This is a genomic window from Nostoc sp. TCL240-02 (assembly GCF_013343235.1).
Classification (GTDB): domain Bacteria; phylum Cyanobacteriota; class Cyanobacteriia; order Cyanobacteriales; family Nostocaceae; genus Nostoc.
Genome location: NZ_CP040094.1, coordinates 4,113,731 through 4,128,734 on the forward strand (window position 1 = coordinate 4,113,731; position 15,004 = coordinate 4,128,734).

Here is a 15,004-nt window from a genome sequence, read left to right on the forward strand (position 1 = left end):
ATCAGCGTCGTCCACTTAGCTTTTTTTTTACCTGTTCACGCACTCGTCCATGTAAAACTCTCATCAATTCTTCTATCACTCCTTTGGCCCGCCACTGCTTGTAATGCCAATATACAGTCGAGTAGGGGGGCAAGTCCTTGGGTAAGTCTTCCCAATTGCAGCCATTCTTTAGTTGATAGAAGATGCCATCTAAGAGTTCTCTTTTTGTCCAGTTGGCGGGTCTAGTCTGTTTCTTAGCAGGCAATATAGTCGGCAGTAGGGGTTCGAGAATTTCCCATTCTTCGTCTGTTAGGCTGCTAGAGTACGGCATGGCTGCTGGATATGTCTTTTGCCGTCACTCTACTTCAATACAGTAAAAGATGTCAAATGGGTTCTATAGAGGTCATTAATTGAGGTAACTGGGTAGTTGAGAATAAACCAAATTCTGAATTTGGCTGGCTATGATTTATGCAATATTTAGTAGTCTGTCAAGTTTAAAATGATGGTAAGCAAGTTCGTAGTAAGGACTTTAGTCCTTCTCTTCTAAACACTGAAATCCTTACTACAAACCCTCAAAACTATTTTGACAAAGTAGTAATTAGTTAACGCTTAAAGTACTTGTAGTTTCTTTGACAACTTCATCTTTTTTAACAGCAGCTGCAAGATGCACAACATGAACTGAACAAGGAGCATGGTGAAGAACATAGTTACTCACACTACCGAGAAATAGTTCCACTAGCCCAGAATGACCCCGCCGCCCCATGACAATTAGGTCAGCGCCATAACTATGGGCTAAGTCACAAATAATCCTGCCAGGATTACCAACATTTTGTGTAAATTCTGTATTTACACCTGCTGTGTTAGCTTGGGCAGAGAAAGACTGCAACATCTGGATTCCCAAATTTTTAAAGGTATCCCACTGCTTTTGGTATAACTCAAAGCTTTGACTAGTCAATCCTGGATAGTAGTCAAAATTAGACATCATAGGTACATAAGGGCTACCCTCTTCTTCTGGAGATAGGACATGAACTAACATTAAGCTAGCTTGTGTTAACTTTGCTAAACTCAATGCTTCTTCAAAAACCTGTTGCCCTATTTCCGAACGATCTAATGCAACTAAAATCTTTTTAAACATCATAATAGACCTCCTAGTTCATTGGTAATTGGTCTTTACTGTTTCAGATTTCCAAATGCTGAATTGTCAAAAATGACTAATCCCTCAACTATGTTTAGCGACTTTTGAATTTAAATATTCTTAAAGGTTTTCGCCCCATATTTATATATATAGCAAAACAATTTGAGGAACTTGTGAGGAAAGCAAGCAAGTATCTTTGATTACGATCAATAGTTCGGTTCTATAATATACAGCCAACTCCGTATATAATGTTTTTCAAAGGCGAGTACCTTGATTCAAAGTATGGATTTATCAGATGGATTTAGTGTTTTCCACTGCCAAAAACTCATATAATTCTTCTATAGTTACTGAACTACAGTAAATATCAGTTTCTATTTTATAGACTTCCAAAAAAGATGCGTAGGCGTAGCCCGTCGTAGACATCGCTTCATTAAGTTGCTTGATTGCTGCTTCTTGATTTATCCCTTGTCCTACCAGTCCATTTTCTAAGCATAAAGCAACCCAATAACCCGCACTTTTTCGCAAAACTGCTGTGTAGAAGTCCATAAATGTGTATTCAGTGGATAGCTGAAGCAATATTTAATTTTGACAATTATTCATGCTCCAAAACTAGCCACTTCTACAGGACGTTCCACAGCTAATTTTTTACGGTTAATTTTGATTTGTTCAATTTTGTGAAGAGTTTCAGCAGTTAAATAAGTTTCGCCGCAATCAGCACAGGTTATCACTGGAATATTTTCTATTACTAGCAGGTCTTTACCCTTACCATAGGTTCTAGTAATTTGGCGGATTTTTACACCTTCGCTTCCACAAATATCACACAGCATTTGCCGCTTTCCTGGTATTAGGGTATGTATACAGTAATGATAACAAGTTTTCCAATTGAACTTAGCTTGGCAATTATTTCGACTTCCCCTGCATCAAGAGTTAAACCTCTAATGCGATATTTAGATTCTGCTGTCACTTTATCTTTTTGACGTTCCAGTATTTCGCCTGTGAGGATACCTTGTTCAATGTCATAGATTGTTAGATTGTCATCGCTCATTTCTTCTTCAGCGTGCAGCGTCATTAAATACTGGCGAGAAGAAATTTTATCCCGCATTCGTTGCAAAATTCCATCGAACAAGGTGGTAATCTCAGACGAATTAGACTTTAACAGTTTACAGCGATCGCACTTGTAGGTTAATCAAAGGGACAATTACACCTTTGTTTTACTCCCGTATAATAAGTTGATAAACCTAGCATTTATACTTCTAAGTAAATTTATATTATAATATGTTACACCTAAGCTAGAATTGATACTTGATTGTTTGTAAATTTTATCTCTTTCCAAAACTTTAGAAGAAGGTATAAATGATGGAGACGATTCCAATCTTAGTGAGCCTGCCTGACAAAGACGAAGAAGTAAAAGGCATTTTTTCTCTTGATGCAGAAGTAATTTTACGTGATATTCCCACGGAACTGCTTCGAGATAACTTAAACAAGTTATGCCAAGGAGTAGCTACTTTGCTTAATGATATTAAGAAGGTTGGCGGCTTTCGGCTAAAAGAAGTCACAATTCAAGTTGAGGTGAATGCTGAAGGCGGTGTTGAGCTAATTGGTACAGCTAAGGTAGGTGGCAAAGGGGCAATTACTCTAACTTTTGCGGAGTAGTGAATGAAAAAACGTCGAGCGCTACTAATTGGAGTTCCTGAATATGAAAGTGATGCTATTACCAATCTACCCATTGTCTGTCGAGATATAGAAAACCTTCACGCCTCCTTAGAAAAATCTGGCTTTACTATCCGCTCGTTAGGTACAGATGGAATTTCACAGACTGGGCGCAGTAAATTGTTACAAGCGCTACGGCGGGAATGCAAGGAGGCGCAAGGAGTAGAGACACTGCTCCTTTATTTCTCAGGACATGGAATGCATTATAGAGGTAAAGATTACCTCATTCCATCCGATGCAGTGTTAGATGATGCCGAGTATGTTGAAGAATACTTAGTATTTACAGATATAAGTGAAATTATTGATCAATCAGGTGCAGAGACGATTATTTTTTTCATTGATGCTTGCCGTGAGGGTGTTAAGTTAGGCTTCAAAGATACTTATCTTGCTGGCTGGAGTAGAGGTGATCGGCGACAAGCTTCACGGCGTAGTTTTATAATGGTGTTTGCCTGTGGGCCTGGTCAGGTAAGTCAGTATGTAAGTGGTGAAGAAGGGTTTAGTCTTTTCTCTAAAGCTCTAGCTGAGGTGCTAGATCCACAGCACTTTGCCTGTACTTTAAAAGAAGTTCTTGACGAAACTCAGGCAAGACTCAATACTTTGATAGCAGAACAAGGGAAGCAGTCACAAAAAATTTACTATGCTTATGAGAGTGCTGTTGATGATAATATCTTCTCGCGAGAAATTTGTGAGAGTGTTAATGCGGCAGCAGTTAAAGGTAAAGCTAGTGACCCGTGGTCTGAAGCTGCATTACAATCACCACTTTGGAAAAATAAAGGCACTGAGGCAAATTCAATAGTTGCACAACTCAAGCAGCAGGTAGCTAAAGTGTTAGCTGCTTGTTGGCAAGAGTGGCAAGCTGCAATCAATAGTTTTCCCGAAGATCAGTGGCGAGATGAGACACTGCCAATCAGAGTCCTAGAGGCACTAGATTTACTTGTGTTTCGCTCGGATCCTCCGATTGAACTGACAGAAGCTGAAACGGCGTTAATAGTAACTGCACCATTTGTGCGGGAGGCAGTTCTAGCTAGTGGTTTGGTACAAGTAGCTAAGGCAAATCCACTATCTTTAGAGGAAACCAACCAGCAAACTGGTCTTCGCAGTGCCATAGATAAAGTACATCAGAGTAATCCTCGCCTCCTGCGTAAAGCCCAACACCTGCAAGATCAGGGTCGTACAGCAGATAAAGATGCGGTCATGACTTGGCTACTACACCGCTGCCTGCTGAAAACACTTGAGCTTTGGATGCCAGAATCAGAAGGTGGTCATCTTTCAAGCAATTTGCTTCAGTCTTTGCAAAGTGTGAGTCAGTGTAGCTCTCGTCTGACCAAAGAGACATTGATACCAAAGCGTTTGTTGGAACTTGCCCGTTGCTTATTTGCAGACTTTGAGCGCATTGATCGTGATGACCGTCCTGAAGCCTTACAGTCGAGGCTAACGGTGGGTGGCTATTCGGAAGAGCAGCAAATCCGGGAGAAAATGGTGGCTTATCTGCTGAAGTTGGCAGGATTGCTAGCTATTGATATCCGTACTCTCTCTGATGTGTTTATAGACCATATTGGTTTGTCAGACCCCTTAACACCTAATGACGTGCGCTCTACAATAGCTCAGGCTCGCTGGAATCCTTCTGGACGGGGACGTACACTGCGCGTTACTTGTCACCATCCAGCAACAGATTTAGTTATGCAGGAACACGTTGAGCAGGGCAATTTGGTTCTCACCCACATTCTTCGGCAAGTAGAAGAGAAAAGAGTGGAGATGGAGGTGCTGGTTGGCTTGCCAATGCACTTGTCGCCAGATGGAATTATTGCTGAAAAGCAAAATGATGTAGCAGTTTATCAAACACCACACGTTAATTTCCAGCTTGCCCATGATGAAGTGCGGGAGTTGCTCATGGGAGAACAGCTTTATGGCGACCCTCGGTTGGCAATTCGTGAGTTATACCAAAATGCTCTTGATGCTTGCCGTTACCGTGAGGCAAGGCTGAAATATCTTAAGCAGACAGGAAAATATCAAAAACAAGACAAGACATGGGAAGGACGAATCATCTTTCGTCAGGCAAAAGATGAAAATGGTCGAGAATATATTGAATGCGAGGACAACGGCATTGGTATGGGTAAGCAGCATTTGTCGCAGTGCTTTGCTCGTGCTGGTAAGCGTTTTGCTGATTTACCTGAATTCATTGAAGAACAAGCAGAGTGGCTGAAATGCAATCCACCAATTCGGTTATATCCCAATAGCCAATTTGGGGTAGGTGTCCTCAGCTACTTTATGTTAGCTGATGAAATAGAAGTAGAAACCTGTCGGCTGGATCGTAAGGGTAGACCTGGACAAAGATTAAGGATACGTATACCTGGAAGTAGTGGACTTTTTCGAGTACAAGAATTGGGTATTGGGGCTGATTCAGGCACGCGAGTACGTCTTTATTTAAACCGAACTCACTACGAAAACCAGCTAATTTCCTGTCTTGAAACATTACGCAAACTCCTTTGGGTTGCAGAGTTCCGAACAGAAGCCCAACATTTTGGTAAACAGGAAATATGGGAATCCGGACAACTCAAACATCCGGAATTGTCTGAAGACAAATATCTCAAGGTAGGAGATACAGATGTATGGTGGGTATCAACTAGTAGATACAGTGAACATAATGATCAGGGATGCATCTTATCTGATGGACTTTTTACTGATCAACAAGAGCCTTGTTTTATTGTAAATCTGCGTGGCACAAACTATCCCAAACTCACAGTAGATCGCACAACAATTGTAGACCTAGATAAAGAATGGGTAGGCCACTTATTAATTCAAAATTCAGAAGCACTAATAAAATGGCAGCATCTAAATTTTCAATGGCTGTGGAGTCTTTCAGATAATTGGACAGAAGTTGCTGCACATATCTTTGATGTTCTGAGAAAAAATAATGTAAGTGTCAAACTAGGAAGATGGCACAATGATACCTTAAAACTACCTATTGCTGAAATAGGTTGTTTTGCTGGTGATGCTCATCTATTGAGCTTTGATACATCTTCATTTGAAAGCTTATTCAATCTTTTTGGAATGCCTTGGTGGCTATTTCCTTATCGTCTATTTCTATGGAAGCAATATGGACTAAATAATTTATCTCTTTCGTTATATAAAAATGAGTTTATAGAAATACAACCTGATTTTTGTCCAATACCAACACCAGAGGATAGCTTGATACTATCTTGTGACTTGGAACGTCCCCATACTAGGTACCCTAGATATATCCAAGGCAAAATTTCTATCGCTCAGATAATTTTGTCTTCTATAAAACTTAATAAGCCTTTATCTTTTATAATAAAGCAACTACAAAGATTTGCATTTTTAGGATTAGAGGTAACTCAGGTAGAGCCAGAAATAGTAGATAATTTAAATCTGACTTTAGAAGATATAAATTTATTTAAAAATGATTTAGGATTTATACTAAACCATGAATTATTTAATGATAAAATATCTGTTGCTTATATTGTCAGAAGTGCACAAAAATTAGGTCAGCCAATAGATACAATTTTTAAAAGATTGCAGAGATTTGAAACTTTAGGGCTACAGTTACCTAAAGTAAATTTACAATATATTAGTGAACTTTCAATTATTTATGAAGATATCCTACTTCTTTCATCAAATTTAGATGGCAAGACTCCTTTACGGGAAGATAAAATATCAGTAATTCATTTAATTTTAGCTTCACAAAATTTTAATGAGCCGATTGCTAGTATCTTTGTAAAGCTGAAACGCTTTGAAGTTTTGGGTTTAAAATTACCTCAACTCGATTTAGAAACTATTAAAGATATATCTATAACAGAACAAGATTTAATAGCCATATCTAAAGATTTAGACGGCAAGGCTCCTTTTTTAGAAGAAATATCGACTATTCATTTAATCATAGCCTCAGATAGATTAAATGAGTCAATTGCTAACACTTTTAAAAGGCTACAAAAACTAGAAGTTCTGAAAATAAAATTGCCATCATTTGCTAGCGAGCTTTTAGACAATATCTGTATCATCTCTGAAGATATAATATTGTTCTCAAAGAATTTAAATGGAAATAGTCCTTGGTTAGAAGGCCCAATATTTCCTATTCACATTATTATTGCTGCAAATAGTCTAGGAAAGTCAATAGATACAATCATAAATCAACTTAAAAAATTTGAACCTTTAGGTTTAAAAGTACCTCCAGTAAGTGTTTACTTATCATATAGTCAAAGTGAAATCAGAAAATATTTATTAATTTTTTCCAAAAGCATGGATGGTAAAGCACCTTGGATAGAAGATGATATTCATCCTACTCGTGTACTTTTAGCAGCATTAATTTGCAATGAGTCTATAGAAGCTACTTTAGAACGGTTACGTACTTTTGCACCTCTCATAGAGGTAAACTTTCCCGAAGGAAATGAATGGTTTTGGCAATTTTTGAATAAAATAACAAGATGAATATATAAGTTTTAAATCACTAATTAAATTGATGGGCAGGTGGGCAATGCCCACCCTACTTTAATTATCTACTAACGCAAACTACTAGCTGGCATACCCAAGATATCCTCAATTCTCGGCATATCTTCCAACGCAATCACACGTCCTTCATCCTCAAAACCAGCGATTTGATCAAAGTTCAAATACCGATACAAATCATCTGCAAAAGGCTCAATTCTACTCGCCACAATATCCAAGTATTCCTGCACTGTCGGAAGCCGTCCCAGCAGCGCACAAACTGCGGCTAATTCTGCTGAACCAAGATACACTCGCGCATCTTTACCCATACGATTATTAAAGTTGCGGGTAGAGGTAGAAAATACTGTTGTACCATCAGCAACTCGCGCCTGATTTCCCATGCACAAACTGCATCCTGGCATTTCTGTTCTAGCACCCGCAGCCCCAAAAACGCTGTATACACCTTCTTCTTTTAATTGGTGTTCATCCATGCGGGTTGGTGGTGCTATCCACAGGCGGGTTTTTACTTCACCTGCGCCTTCCAAAACTTTCGCTGTTGCCCGATAATGACCAATATTTGTCATACAAGAACCGACGAATACTTCTTGCACTGGATCGTTAGCAACTTCCGATAATAACTTAACATTATCGGGGTCATTGGGAGCAGCAACAATTGGTTCTTTGATTTCGTTCAAATCAATTTCAATTATTTCGGCATACTCGGCATCGACATCGCCTTCTAATAACACGGGATTTGCTAACCATTCTTCCATTTTTGCCACACGGCGTAGCATGGTACGCGGATCGTGATAGCCTCGTGCGATCATATTTTTCAGTAACGCGATGTTAGAACGCAGATATTCCGAAATTGTCTCTACACTCAGCTTAATTGTGCATCCAGCACAAGAACGTTCGGCACTAGCATCGGTGAGTTCAAAGGCTTGTTCAACTTTTAAATCTGGCAAACCTTCTATTTCTAGAATTCGTCCAGAGAAAACATTTTTCTTATTTTGTTTCTCTGCTGTCAGCAAACCTTTTTGAATTGCTACGTAGGGTATAGCATTCACGACATCCCGCAGGGTGATACCTGGTTGCAATTCTCCTTTAAATCTTACCAAAACGGACTCTGGCATATCTAAAGGCATGACACCCAAGGCGGCTGCAAAAGCCACTAATCCCGAACCGGCGGGGAAGGAAATACCCAAGGGGAAGCGGGTGTGAGAGTCGCCGCCAGTTCCCACTGTGTCGGGTAGCAGCATCCGATTTAACCAAGAGTGGATGATACCATCACCGGGACGGAGGGCGACTCCGCCACGAGAGGCAAAGAAATCGGGGAGTTCGTGATGGGTTTTGATGTCTACTGGTTTGGGATAAGCTGCTGTATGGCAGAAACTTTGGATCACTAAGTCTGCACTGAAACCAAGACAAGCGAGTTCTGTCAATTCGTCGCGGGTCATGGGGCCTGTGGTATCTTGAGAACCAACGGTAGTGATGATGGGTTCGCAGGATGTGCCGGGACGCACACCAGGTAATCCACAAGCTTTACCGACCATTTTCTGTGCTAGGGTGTAGCCTTTACCTGTATCAAAAGCTTGCTGGGGACGGGTGAAAACGGTGCTGGGTTCTAAACCAAGTGCAAGACGGGTTTTGTCGGTGAGGGTACGCCCGATAAGTAAGGGGATGCGTCCACCTGCGCGGACTTCATCGAGGATGGTATCAGGTTTAAGGTCAAAGGTGGAAATGACTTCGCCTGCTTCGTTGGTGATTTCACCTTTGTAGGGATGGATGGTAATTACCATGCCGGTCTCGAGTTTGGTGACATCGCACTGAATAGGCAAAGCACCGGCATCTTCAGCAGTGTTAAAGAAGATTGGCGCGATCGCACCACCTAAAACATAACCCCCAGCGCGTTTGTTTGGCACAAAAGGTATATCATTTCCTGTATGCCACAATACGGAGTTAATGGCAGATTTACGCGAGGAACCTGTACCAACTACATCTCCCACGTAAGCTACGGGATGCCCTTTTTCCTTCAACTCGGCAATGGTTGCCAAGCTTCCCGGTTGCCGTGACTCCAACATCACTAAGGCGTGTAAGGGAATATCTGGGCGAGTTGTGGCACTTTGGGCTGGTGATAAGTCGTCGGTGTTGGTTTCGCCAGGAACTTTAAAAACGGTGACAGTAATCGCTTCTGGGACTGTAGGGCGCATGGTAAACCATTCAGCTTCTGCCCAAGAGTCAACCACCCGCTTGGCGAAAGGATTGGTTTTAGATAACTCTAAAACATCATGGTAAGCGTCATACACCAAGAGGATTTTGCTTAAGGCGTTGGCGGCGTAGGCGGCGATGGGTTCCTTTCCTTGCCCGCCCATTACCAGAGGTGTTTCGGATGAGTCAGAGACGGATACAGTAGGCAATTGCAGCAAATCAATTAAAGATTGCACATTGTAACCACCGATCATTGTGCCCAGCAATTGCACCGCTTCGATGGGCGCAATCAACGGACTGGTGATTTCTTCCTTAGCAATGGCGGTGAGAAATCCAGCTTTGACATAAGCTGCTGGATCAACACCAGGAGAAACGCGATCGCTCAATAAATGTAATAATATCTCCTCTTGACCCTTGGGCGGATTTTTCAGTAATTCACATAATTCTGATGTTTGCTTCGCATCCAATGGTAAAGGAGGAATACCGAGTGCTGCTCTTTGGGCAACGTGTTTACGATATTGTTCTAGCATTTTTATGTTCTCCATTGGGATGTTCTATCTTTAATTATGAAATATTTTTAGTCAATACTTGGCTATAAGAGTTTAGCTTACTTTTATTACCGAAAGCCTTACTGTTAATCGGTTGCTTGCAGTTTTTTTATACTGAAAGTTTGAAAACTATTGAGCGAATGGAATTCTAAAATTCTTGTTCTTTCTATGTCATAGTCTTGACCTTCATCTGTAAAATGGCTATCTCCATCAATTTCAATTACTACTTGTTTTTCTAGAAAGATGTGTGTACGCCGTAGCTTAAAAAAGGAGGGAACAAGAATTAAAGTACCCCTTTTTAAGGGGGATTTTAGGTAGATCTAAAACGTTTTGCTACCAAGAAGAGGACTTTTAAAACATCCTCTAACGCGCTTATAATGCCGCTAAGTCTTTATTTATGCCGTCAAAAAGGTACAAGAAAAGTATAAGTTTAAACTCTATGCTTTGTGCATCATGAGCAATCATGTGCATTACCTGCTGGAACCAAAACAGCCAGAAGATTTACCGAAAATTATTTTCGAGTCAAAGTTGCACTAAAGCCGCGATCACATCTAACAGGCAGTAAACTGAAAACATGACGTTCTCTCCCGCCTGTTATACCATCAGATTAACGGGAAAGAACGTCACAGCAGACCTAAATCTCGCACTAGTCAATGAGGATCAATGTCAGCTTAAAACAATCGTCCACAAGGAATTGTTCCACGACGAATCGCATGATTGCTGGTTTCGGAATCATCCGCCCAGAAGAACTGTTTTAGATTGCTGGCGCATTCAGAATTGGGCGCAATGGCAATACCTTCGTTGTTAATGTTTGACATCGAACTTGGGCGTTCGTAACCCTTGCGGATGATGAATTTGCCTTTCGTTGACGAGCCAACGGCGGTATCGATGGCGAGCAGGGTTGAGCGGTTGCTGCAATTGTTGTCGCAATACGCCCATAAAGTCTCATTATCGCGGTCGAAGGATAAATCCATGATCTTTGTATTACCACTGTCAATGGTAGCAATACGCGTATATGTAGAGTCGGAGTTGAGCGCGTAGGAATAAATTTGTCCATTTGCTTCCAATCCAACAAAAAACAATCCCGTGCCATGCAACGGATAATTGGCTGGGTTGTAGAGCTGATTGGTACTTTCATCTATGAATCCATTAGCCTGCAAATAACTATCTGGCACCCATGCGATCGCTTCCAAGCCTAAATTAGTGGAGCTAACCGTTGGCAAATTAGAAGTTAAGTTCCATTCCTTAGTAGCATTGAGGGTGGTGGCACTGCTGCTGCTGTCATAACTCAGTACGCTGAAGCGGTTGGAGCCGCTGCCATCTCGCTCAGTAGAGACGTAGATAGTTGTTGAAGAAAACTCGGCTTTGGTCACGCCTTCCGCATCCGGCGCACCAGTACCATTGGGATAACGCAACGTTTTTCCAGAACTCCAATTATTAGCAGTATTTTTGACGAAAGTGCTGCCGTTCCAAACCAGGTTATAGAGTTTTGATGGCGAATTTTGCACTCCCCACAACACAGCTTGTTGCGTTCCAGTCGCTGGGTCGTAAAACAAACCGCTGAGATTACCACCGAACTGGTTAGAGCCATCAGCAGTGACTACAGTTGTGCTGCTAGGCCATGCGCTGTAGGTGACAGCGGCCGCTACCAATTTCGCACTCAATAAACTTATGCCACAGGCAAAAAACAGCTTTGTGAGCGCAAAGGAAGATATTGCTTTACATTTCATTGTTTGATAATCTCTGAGAATCATTGAAGCCCATGAGCCGTCCAATTTTCGATGTGTAAATTGTTTTGATTGCACGGCATCACAAAAGTGGTGGTGAAATTCACTCTAGCAATTGGGTATGACTTAAAAAGTTATAATTGGTTAAAATTTTGGTTAAAATTAGTTATTTCCATGAAATTTCCGCCACACCAAAAAAACTGCTTTTGGAATGTCCAAAATTGTCCCGAATACAAGGGTAATTGAAGCAGCCTGATCCACAAATCACTATATACTATCATATAGTCCCAATCAAAGCCTTACAGATACATATTAAATCTCTAAAAGCCTGAAAATAAAATCTTAATTATCTCTGAAATTTTAAGATTTATTAGAATAATCGCTGAATATAACTTAGCTTACGTTGTATCAATTAGAATTAATAATGGAGTCTCCCACAGCCTTTTTATCCCCCAACAACAATTTTTAAGGAGGCAAAAACCTCTCAAAGTCCTCCTTAAAAAGGAGGATTTAGGAGGATCTATAAAATTTTGATCTTGTAGAGGGATGTGTATACGCCGTAGCCTAAAAAGAGGGTTTAGGGAGATAAAAAAGTGCCTACATCACAGCCAATAACTTTTAAAGCAACCTCTTAAGCTAGCTCACAAAATCGTTACAGTTTCTTTCAAATAAACCCGTGTAAATGGTTCATCTTCAGCCAAAGTATAATCTTCAATCAACCCTTTGCGACGGATAGAAATATCATTGCCTTTTCTAATTACCACAGTAGAACTATCAAAGACATCTCGCGCTAGCATCATCTCAGTTTCGCTGGGATTATCCAAAACTACGATATTACTATTCCGGTAAAACATCCCCTCTTCATCTAAGATGTCTTCGGCATATTCGGCAATCAGCAAATCAACTTTGGGATGACGGAGCAAAGTTTGGACGTTGCTATTGTAGTTTTTGCTTAATACTTTTTTCGAGCGATTTACAAAAACTGCATCACGACAAACAGCGCCTATTGTCCAATTGGGATGTTGTAAAAGGATATGGTCAATTGTTGTTTGCAGTTCTTCAACTGAGATTTTATTAAAGGTGATAATTGGTATCCTCGAATCTGTACCCGACTCAAAAAAGGTTTCTAGAATATGAGAAGGTACATCAACACTTTCACCTTCAGAAGGTTTAAGATGCATTAAAACTCCTGGTGCAGCGTTGATTTCCAGGATAGCAAAGTTACTAGATTTCCAAGATTCGGAGAGACTTTTGGTAATGACATCAATACCAAGGCAAGTCAACTGGAAGTGTTGGGCAATATCTTGCGCCAAGATAATATTGTCATCATGAACTGTGTGAGTTGCATCGATGCTCATACCTCCGGCTGAAAGATTGGCAACTTTACGCAGGTAAACAGTGCGTCCTTTTTCAATCACGCTGTCTAGTAATAAACGCTGTTCCTCTAAGTAAAGTTCCATCGCTTCATCAATCTGAATTTTACTCATGGGTGAGGTGGGCGTATCTAAACGTGCAGGTTTGCGGTTTTCTAGGCGAATTAATTCTGCAAGTGTTAAGTAGCCATCACCAACAACCGATGCTGGACGGCGTTCTGTGGCGGCGACAAATCTGCCATTGACACACAACATCCGAAAATCTGATCCTGAAATACTTTTCTCAACAATTATCCGAGTTAGGTGATCTTCAGGAATCGCTGCTAATGCTCTATTATAAGCGGATTCCAGTTCTTTTGAGTCTTGTACGTCAGCCGTAACGCCAATTCCTTTATGACCTACCACTGGCTTAACTGCCACTGGGTAGCCAATTTTTCTGGCTGCTGCCAAGGCTTCCTTTTCAGAAAAGACGATATCGCCTTCAGGGACTGGGAAACCCAAGGTTTTTAGAAATGCTTTGCAGTCATCTTTACGGGTGGTAAACTCTGAATCTAGATGACTATCACAGTTAAATGTGGTTGCTACTCCTCGGACGTGTTTTTTTCCAAAGCCGTATTGCATTAATCCTTCTTCCCACAAATAAAAGGCGGGAATACCTTTTTCGTCGGCTGTTCGCAATAGGGCGTAAACTGTGGGGCCACCATACACAGATGCACGGAACTTATTTTGTAGCCTGACTAGCTGCTCATCAAAGTTAAAGTCTTCGTCTTGGGTAATGGCTTCAAACCAATCCCAAACAAAATAAACTACCTCTCTAGTTGTGCGTTCATGTAGTGATTGGACGCTAATTCGCACTAAATCGGGATATGGCTTCACACTCCATTGGTTTAGGTGCAAATCCATGTCCAGTTTTCCGACTTCGGACACAACTTGAGCAAATAGATGGGCATGGGACTCGTAGCTTTGGCTGCCCAGATTTGGATAGCGATCGCCAATGCTTGCAATATAATCTTCTATGGGCAAAGGCTCTCTAGAGTCAACTAGAGCAAAGTCAAACACTAGCGCCCCTGCATCTAAATATGGGTTGGGGCCAACATAATGCTTGAAGTTGAAAATATCGAATACATCCGTTCTTCTAGCATTAATGCGAACCAAGTCACCGCTTTTTTGTAGAACCATTGATTACGAACCTTTGGCTAAACACCCTGAAATTTCTATGCTGAGTTATCGTTACTCAAACTTGTTGATTGGAGGCTGATTCAGATTAATTGTTGGAGAGTGATGGCAAAGCCATTGATCTAATCAGAACCTACATTAACTCTATTAGTAAGCATTTTTAACTATCTCAAGGCATAATTAAATTTCTCTTCCTCGGCAAAGAATCAAGAATAGTCACTTCATCCTTATGAATGGACAAAGATATAACCTTTGAAAGGTGTAACACGCATCCCAAAATCTGTATAAATAAATGTGCGGTATTGAAGAGACAGCAAAGCATGAATAGCACACAAGCTGATCTAAGAGATGAAATTCGAGAACTTGCTGAGGAAGCTTTTCACCAAAAGCTGATCTCTGGTCATGGTGATGGGCCTGACATAAATGAGTATCAAATTGTCTACCAAGGCAAACCCAGGCATCTCCCACTAGAACAAGCACGTTTTTTCTTGACTAACTTGCTTTACAGAAGTCGCATTCATTAGGACTCATTATCAAATATCTAATTTGCACTCAGCTAGATTTAATACCAACAATTGCATGATAAATTTTCAATCGGTAATTTAGAAACGCAGTCAATAATGCCTCTAGAAAATCTCTCTAGAGGCAGTTGGTTTTAGGAATTTTATTTAGGAGAAAAAAATTAATTCTGAGGAGAGCTATTTT

The 15,004-nt window shown here is 40.7% G+C and carries 12 protein-coding genes; 4 read left to right on the forward strand and 8 right to left on the reverse strand.

The annotated features are described in order from the left end of the window. Position 1 precedes the first annotated feature (1 nt). The 5 genes from FBB35_RS17525 to FBB35_RS17545 all read right to left on the reverse strand — a co-directional run bounded on the left by FBB35_RS17525 (position 2) and on the right by FBB35_RS17545 (position 2,240). Positions 2-310: a transposase gene (locus tag FBB35_RS17525; RefSeq protein WP_174710258.1), complete on the reverse strand. Its 309-nt coding sequence runs from the start codon at positions 308-310 to the stop codon at positions 2-4. 267 nt (positions 311-577) lie between these two features. Then, positions 578-1,114: a universal stress protein gene (locus FBB35_RS17530; protein WP_174713680.1), complete on the reverse strand. Its 537-nt coding sequence runs from the start codon at positions 1,112-1,114 to the stop codon at positions 578-580. 291 nt (positions 1,115-1,405) lie between these two features. Continuing rightward, a complete protein-coding gene (locus tag FBB35_RS17535) occupies positions 1,406-1,660 on the reverse strand; it encodes a type II toxin-antitoxin system HicB family antitoxin (RefSeq protein WP_174710728.1) in 255 nt (84 codons plus the stop codon). Between the two features lie 50 nt (positions 1,661-1,710). Continuing rightward, a complete protein-coding gene (locus FBB35_RS17540) occupies positions 1,711-1,941 on the reverse strand; it encodes a type II toxin-antitoxin system MqsA family antitoxin (protein ID WP_174710729.1) in 231 nt (76 codons plus the stop codon). 17 nt (positions 1,942-1,958) lie between these two features. After that, entirely contained in the window at positions 1,959-2,240 is a 282-nt protein-coding gene (locus FBB35_RS17545) for a DUF4258 domain-containing protein (protein WP_217481654.1), read from the reverse strand. Positions 2,241-2,467: 227 nt separating this feature from the next. Here FBB35_RS17545 and FBB35_RS17550 point away from each other — a divergent pair, with 227 nt between their 5' ends. Both FBB35_RS17550 and FBB35_RS17555 read left to right on the forward strand, forming a co-directional pair. Further along, on the forward strand, positions 2,468-2,767 hold the full coding sequence (locus FBB35_RS17550) for a hypothetical protein (RefSeq protein ID WP_174710730.1): 300 nt from the start codon (positions 2,468-2,470) through the stop codon (positions 2,765-2,767). A gap of 3 nt (positions 2,768-2,770) precedes the next feature. Continuing rightward, the gene (locus tag FBB35_RS17555) at positions 2,771-7,270 is read left to right on the forward strand and encodes a caspase family protein (protein ID WP_174710731.1); all 4,500 of its coding nucleotides are present in this window, start codon (positions 2,771-2,773) and stop codon (positions 7,268-7,270) included. A 71-nt stretch (positions 7,271-7,341) separates the two neighbouring features. On the opposite strand, the gene acnB is transcribed toward FBB35_RS17555, so the two are convergent. Then, positions 7,342-10,005, reverse strand: coding sequence for a bifunctional aconitate hydratase 2/2-methylisocitrate dehydratase (acnB, locus tag FBB35_RS17560; protein ID WP_174713682.1), 2,664 nt, complete (start codon positions 10,003-10,005; stop codon positions 7,342-7,344). Between the two features lie 411 nt (positions 10,006-10,416). Between acnB and FBB35_RS35500 the strand changes: the two genes are divergently transcribed. Continuing rightward, entirely contained in the window at positions 10,417-10,560 is a 144-nt protein-coding gene (locus FBB35_RS35500; RefSeq protein ID WP_302480990.1) for a transposase, read from the forward strand. Positions 10,561-10,694: 134 nt separating this feature from the next. Here the strand turns inward: FBB35_RS35500 and FBB35_RS17570 are convergent, their stop codons facing one another. Continuing rightward, entirely contained in the window at positions 10,695-11,828 is a 1,134-nt protein-coding gene (locus FBB35_RS17570) for a hypothetical protein (RefSeq protein WP_174710732.1), read from the reverse strand. 563 nt (positions 11,829-12,391) lie between these two features. Next, positions 12,392-14,302, reverse strand: coding sequence for an acetate--CoA ligase family protein (locus FBB35_RS17575; protein WP_174710733.1), 1,911 nt, complete (start codon positions 14,300-14,302; stop codon positions 12,392-12,394). 317 nt (positions 14,303-14,619) lie between these two features. Here FBB35_RS17575 and FBB35_RS17580 point away from each other — a divergent pair, with 317 nt between their 5' ends. After that, on the forward strand, positions 14,620-14,823 hold the full coding sequence (locus tag FBB35_RS17580) for a hypothetical protein (protein WP_041565287.1): 204 nt from the start codon (positions 14,620-14,622) through the stop codon (positions 14,821-14,823). Positions 14,824-15,004: the final 181 nt, after the last annotated feature.

Bases quoted from the DNA above. Each gene is read 5' to 3' on its own strand.
- FBB35_RS17540 (WP_174710729.1), bottom strand. From the start codon at position 1,941: ATGCTGTGTGATATTTGTGGAAGCGAAGGTGTAAAAATCCGCCAAATT.
- FBB35_RS17555 (WP_174710731.1), top strand. From the start codon at position 2,771: ATGAAAAAACGTCGAGCGCTACTAATTGGAGTTCCTGAATATGAAAGT.
- FBB35_RS17575 (WP_174710733.1), bottom strand. From the start codon at position 14,302: ATGGTTCTACAAAAAAGCGGTGACTTGGTTCGCATTAATGCTAGAAGA.
- FBB35_RS17580 (WP_041565287.1), top strand. From the start codon at position 14,620: ATGAATAGCACACAAGCTGATCTAAGAGATGAAATTCGAGAACTTGCT.
- acnB (WP_174713682.1), bottom strand. From the start codon at position 10,005: ATGCTAGAACAATATCGTAAACACGTTGCCCAAAGAGCAGCACTCGGT.
- FBB35_RS17525 (WP_174710258.1), bottom strand. From the start codon at position 310: ATGCCGTACTCTAGCAGCCTAACAGACGAAGAATGGGAAATTCTCGAA.
- FBB35_RS17530 (WP_174713680.1), bottom strand. From the start codon at position 1,114: ATGTTTAAAAAGATTTTAGTTGCATTAGATCGTTCGGAAATAGGGCAA.
- FBB35_RS17550 (WP_174710730.1), top strand. From the start codon at position 2,468: ATGATGGAGACGATTCCAATCTTAGTGAGCCTGCCTGACAAAGACGAA.
- FBB35_RS17535 (WP_174710728.1), bottom strand. From the start codon at position 1,660: ATGGACTTCTACACAGCAGTTTTGCGAAAAAGTGCGGGTTATTGGGTT.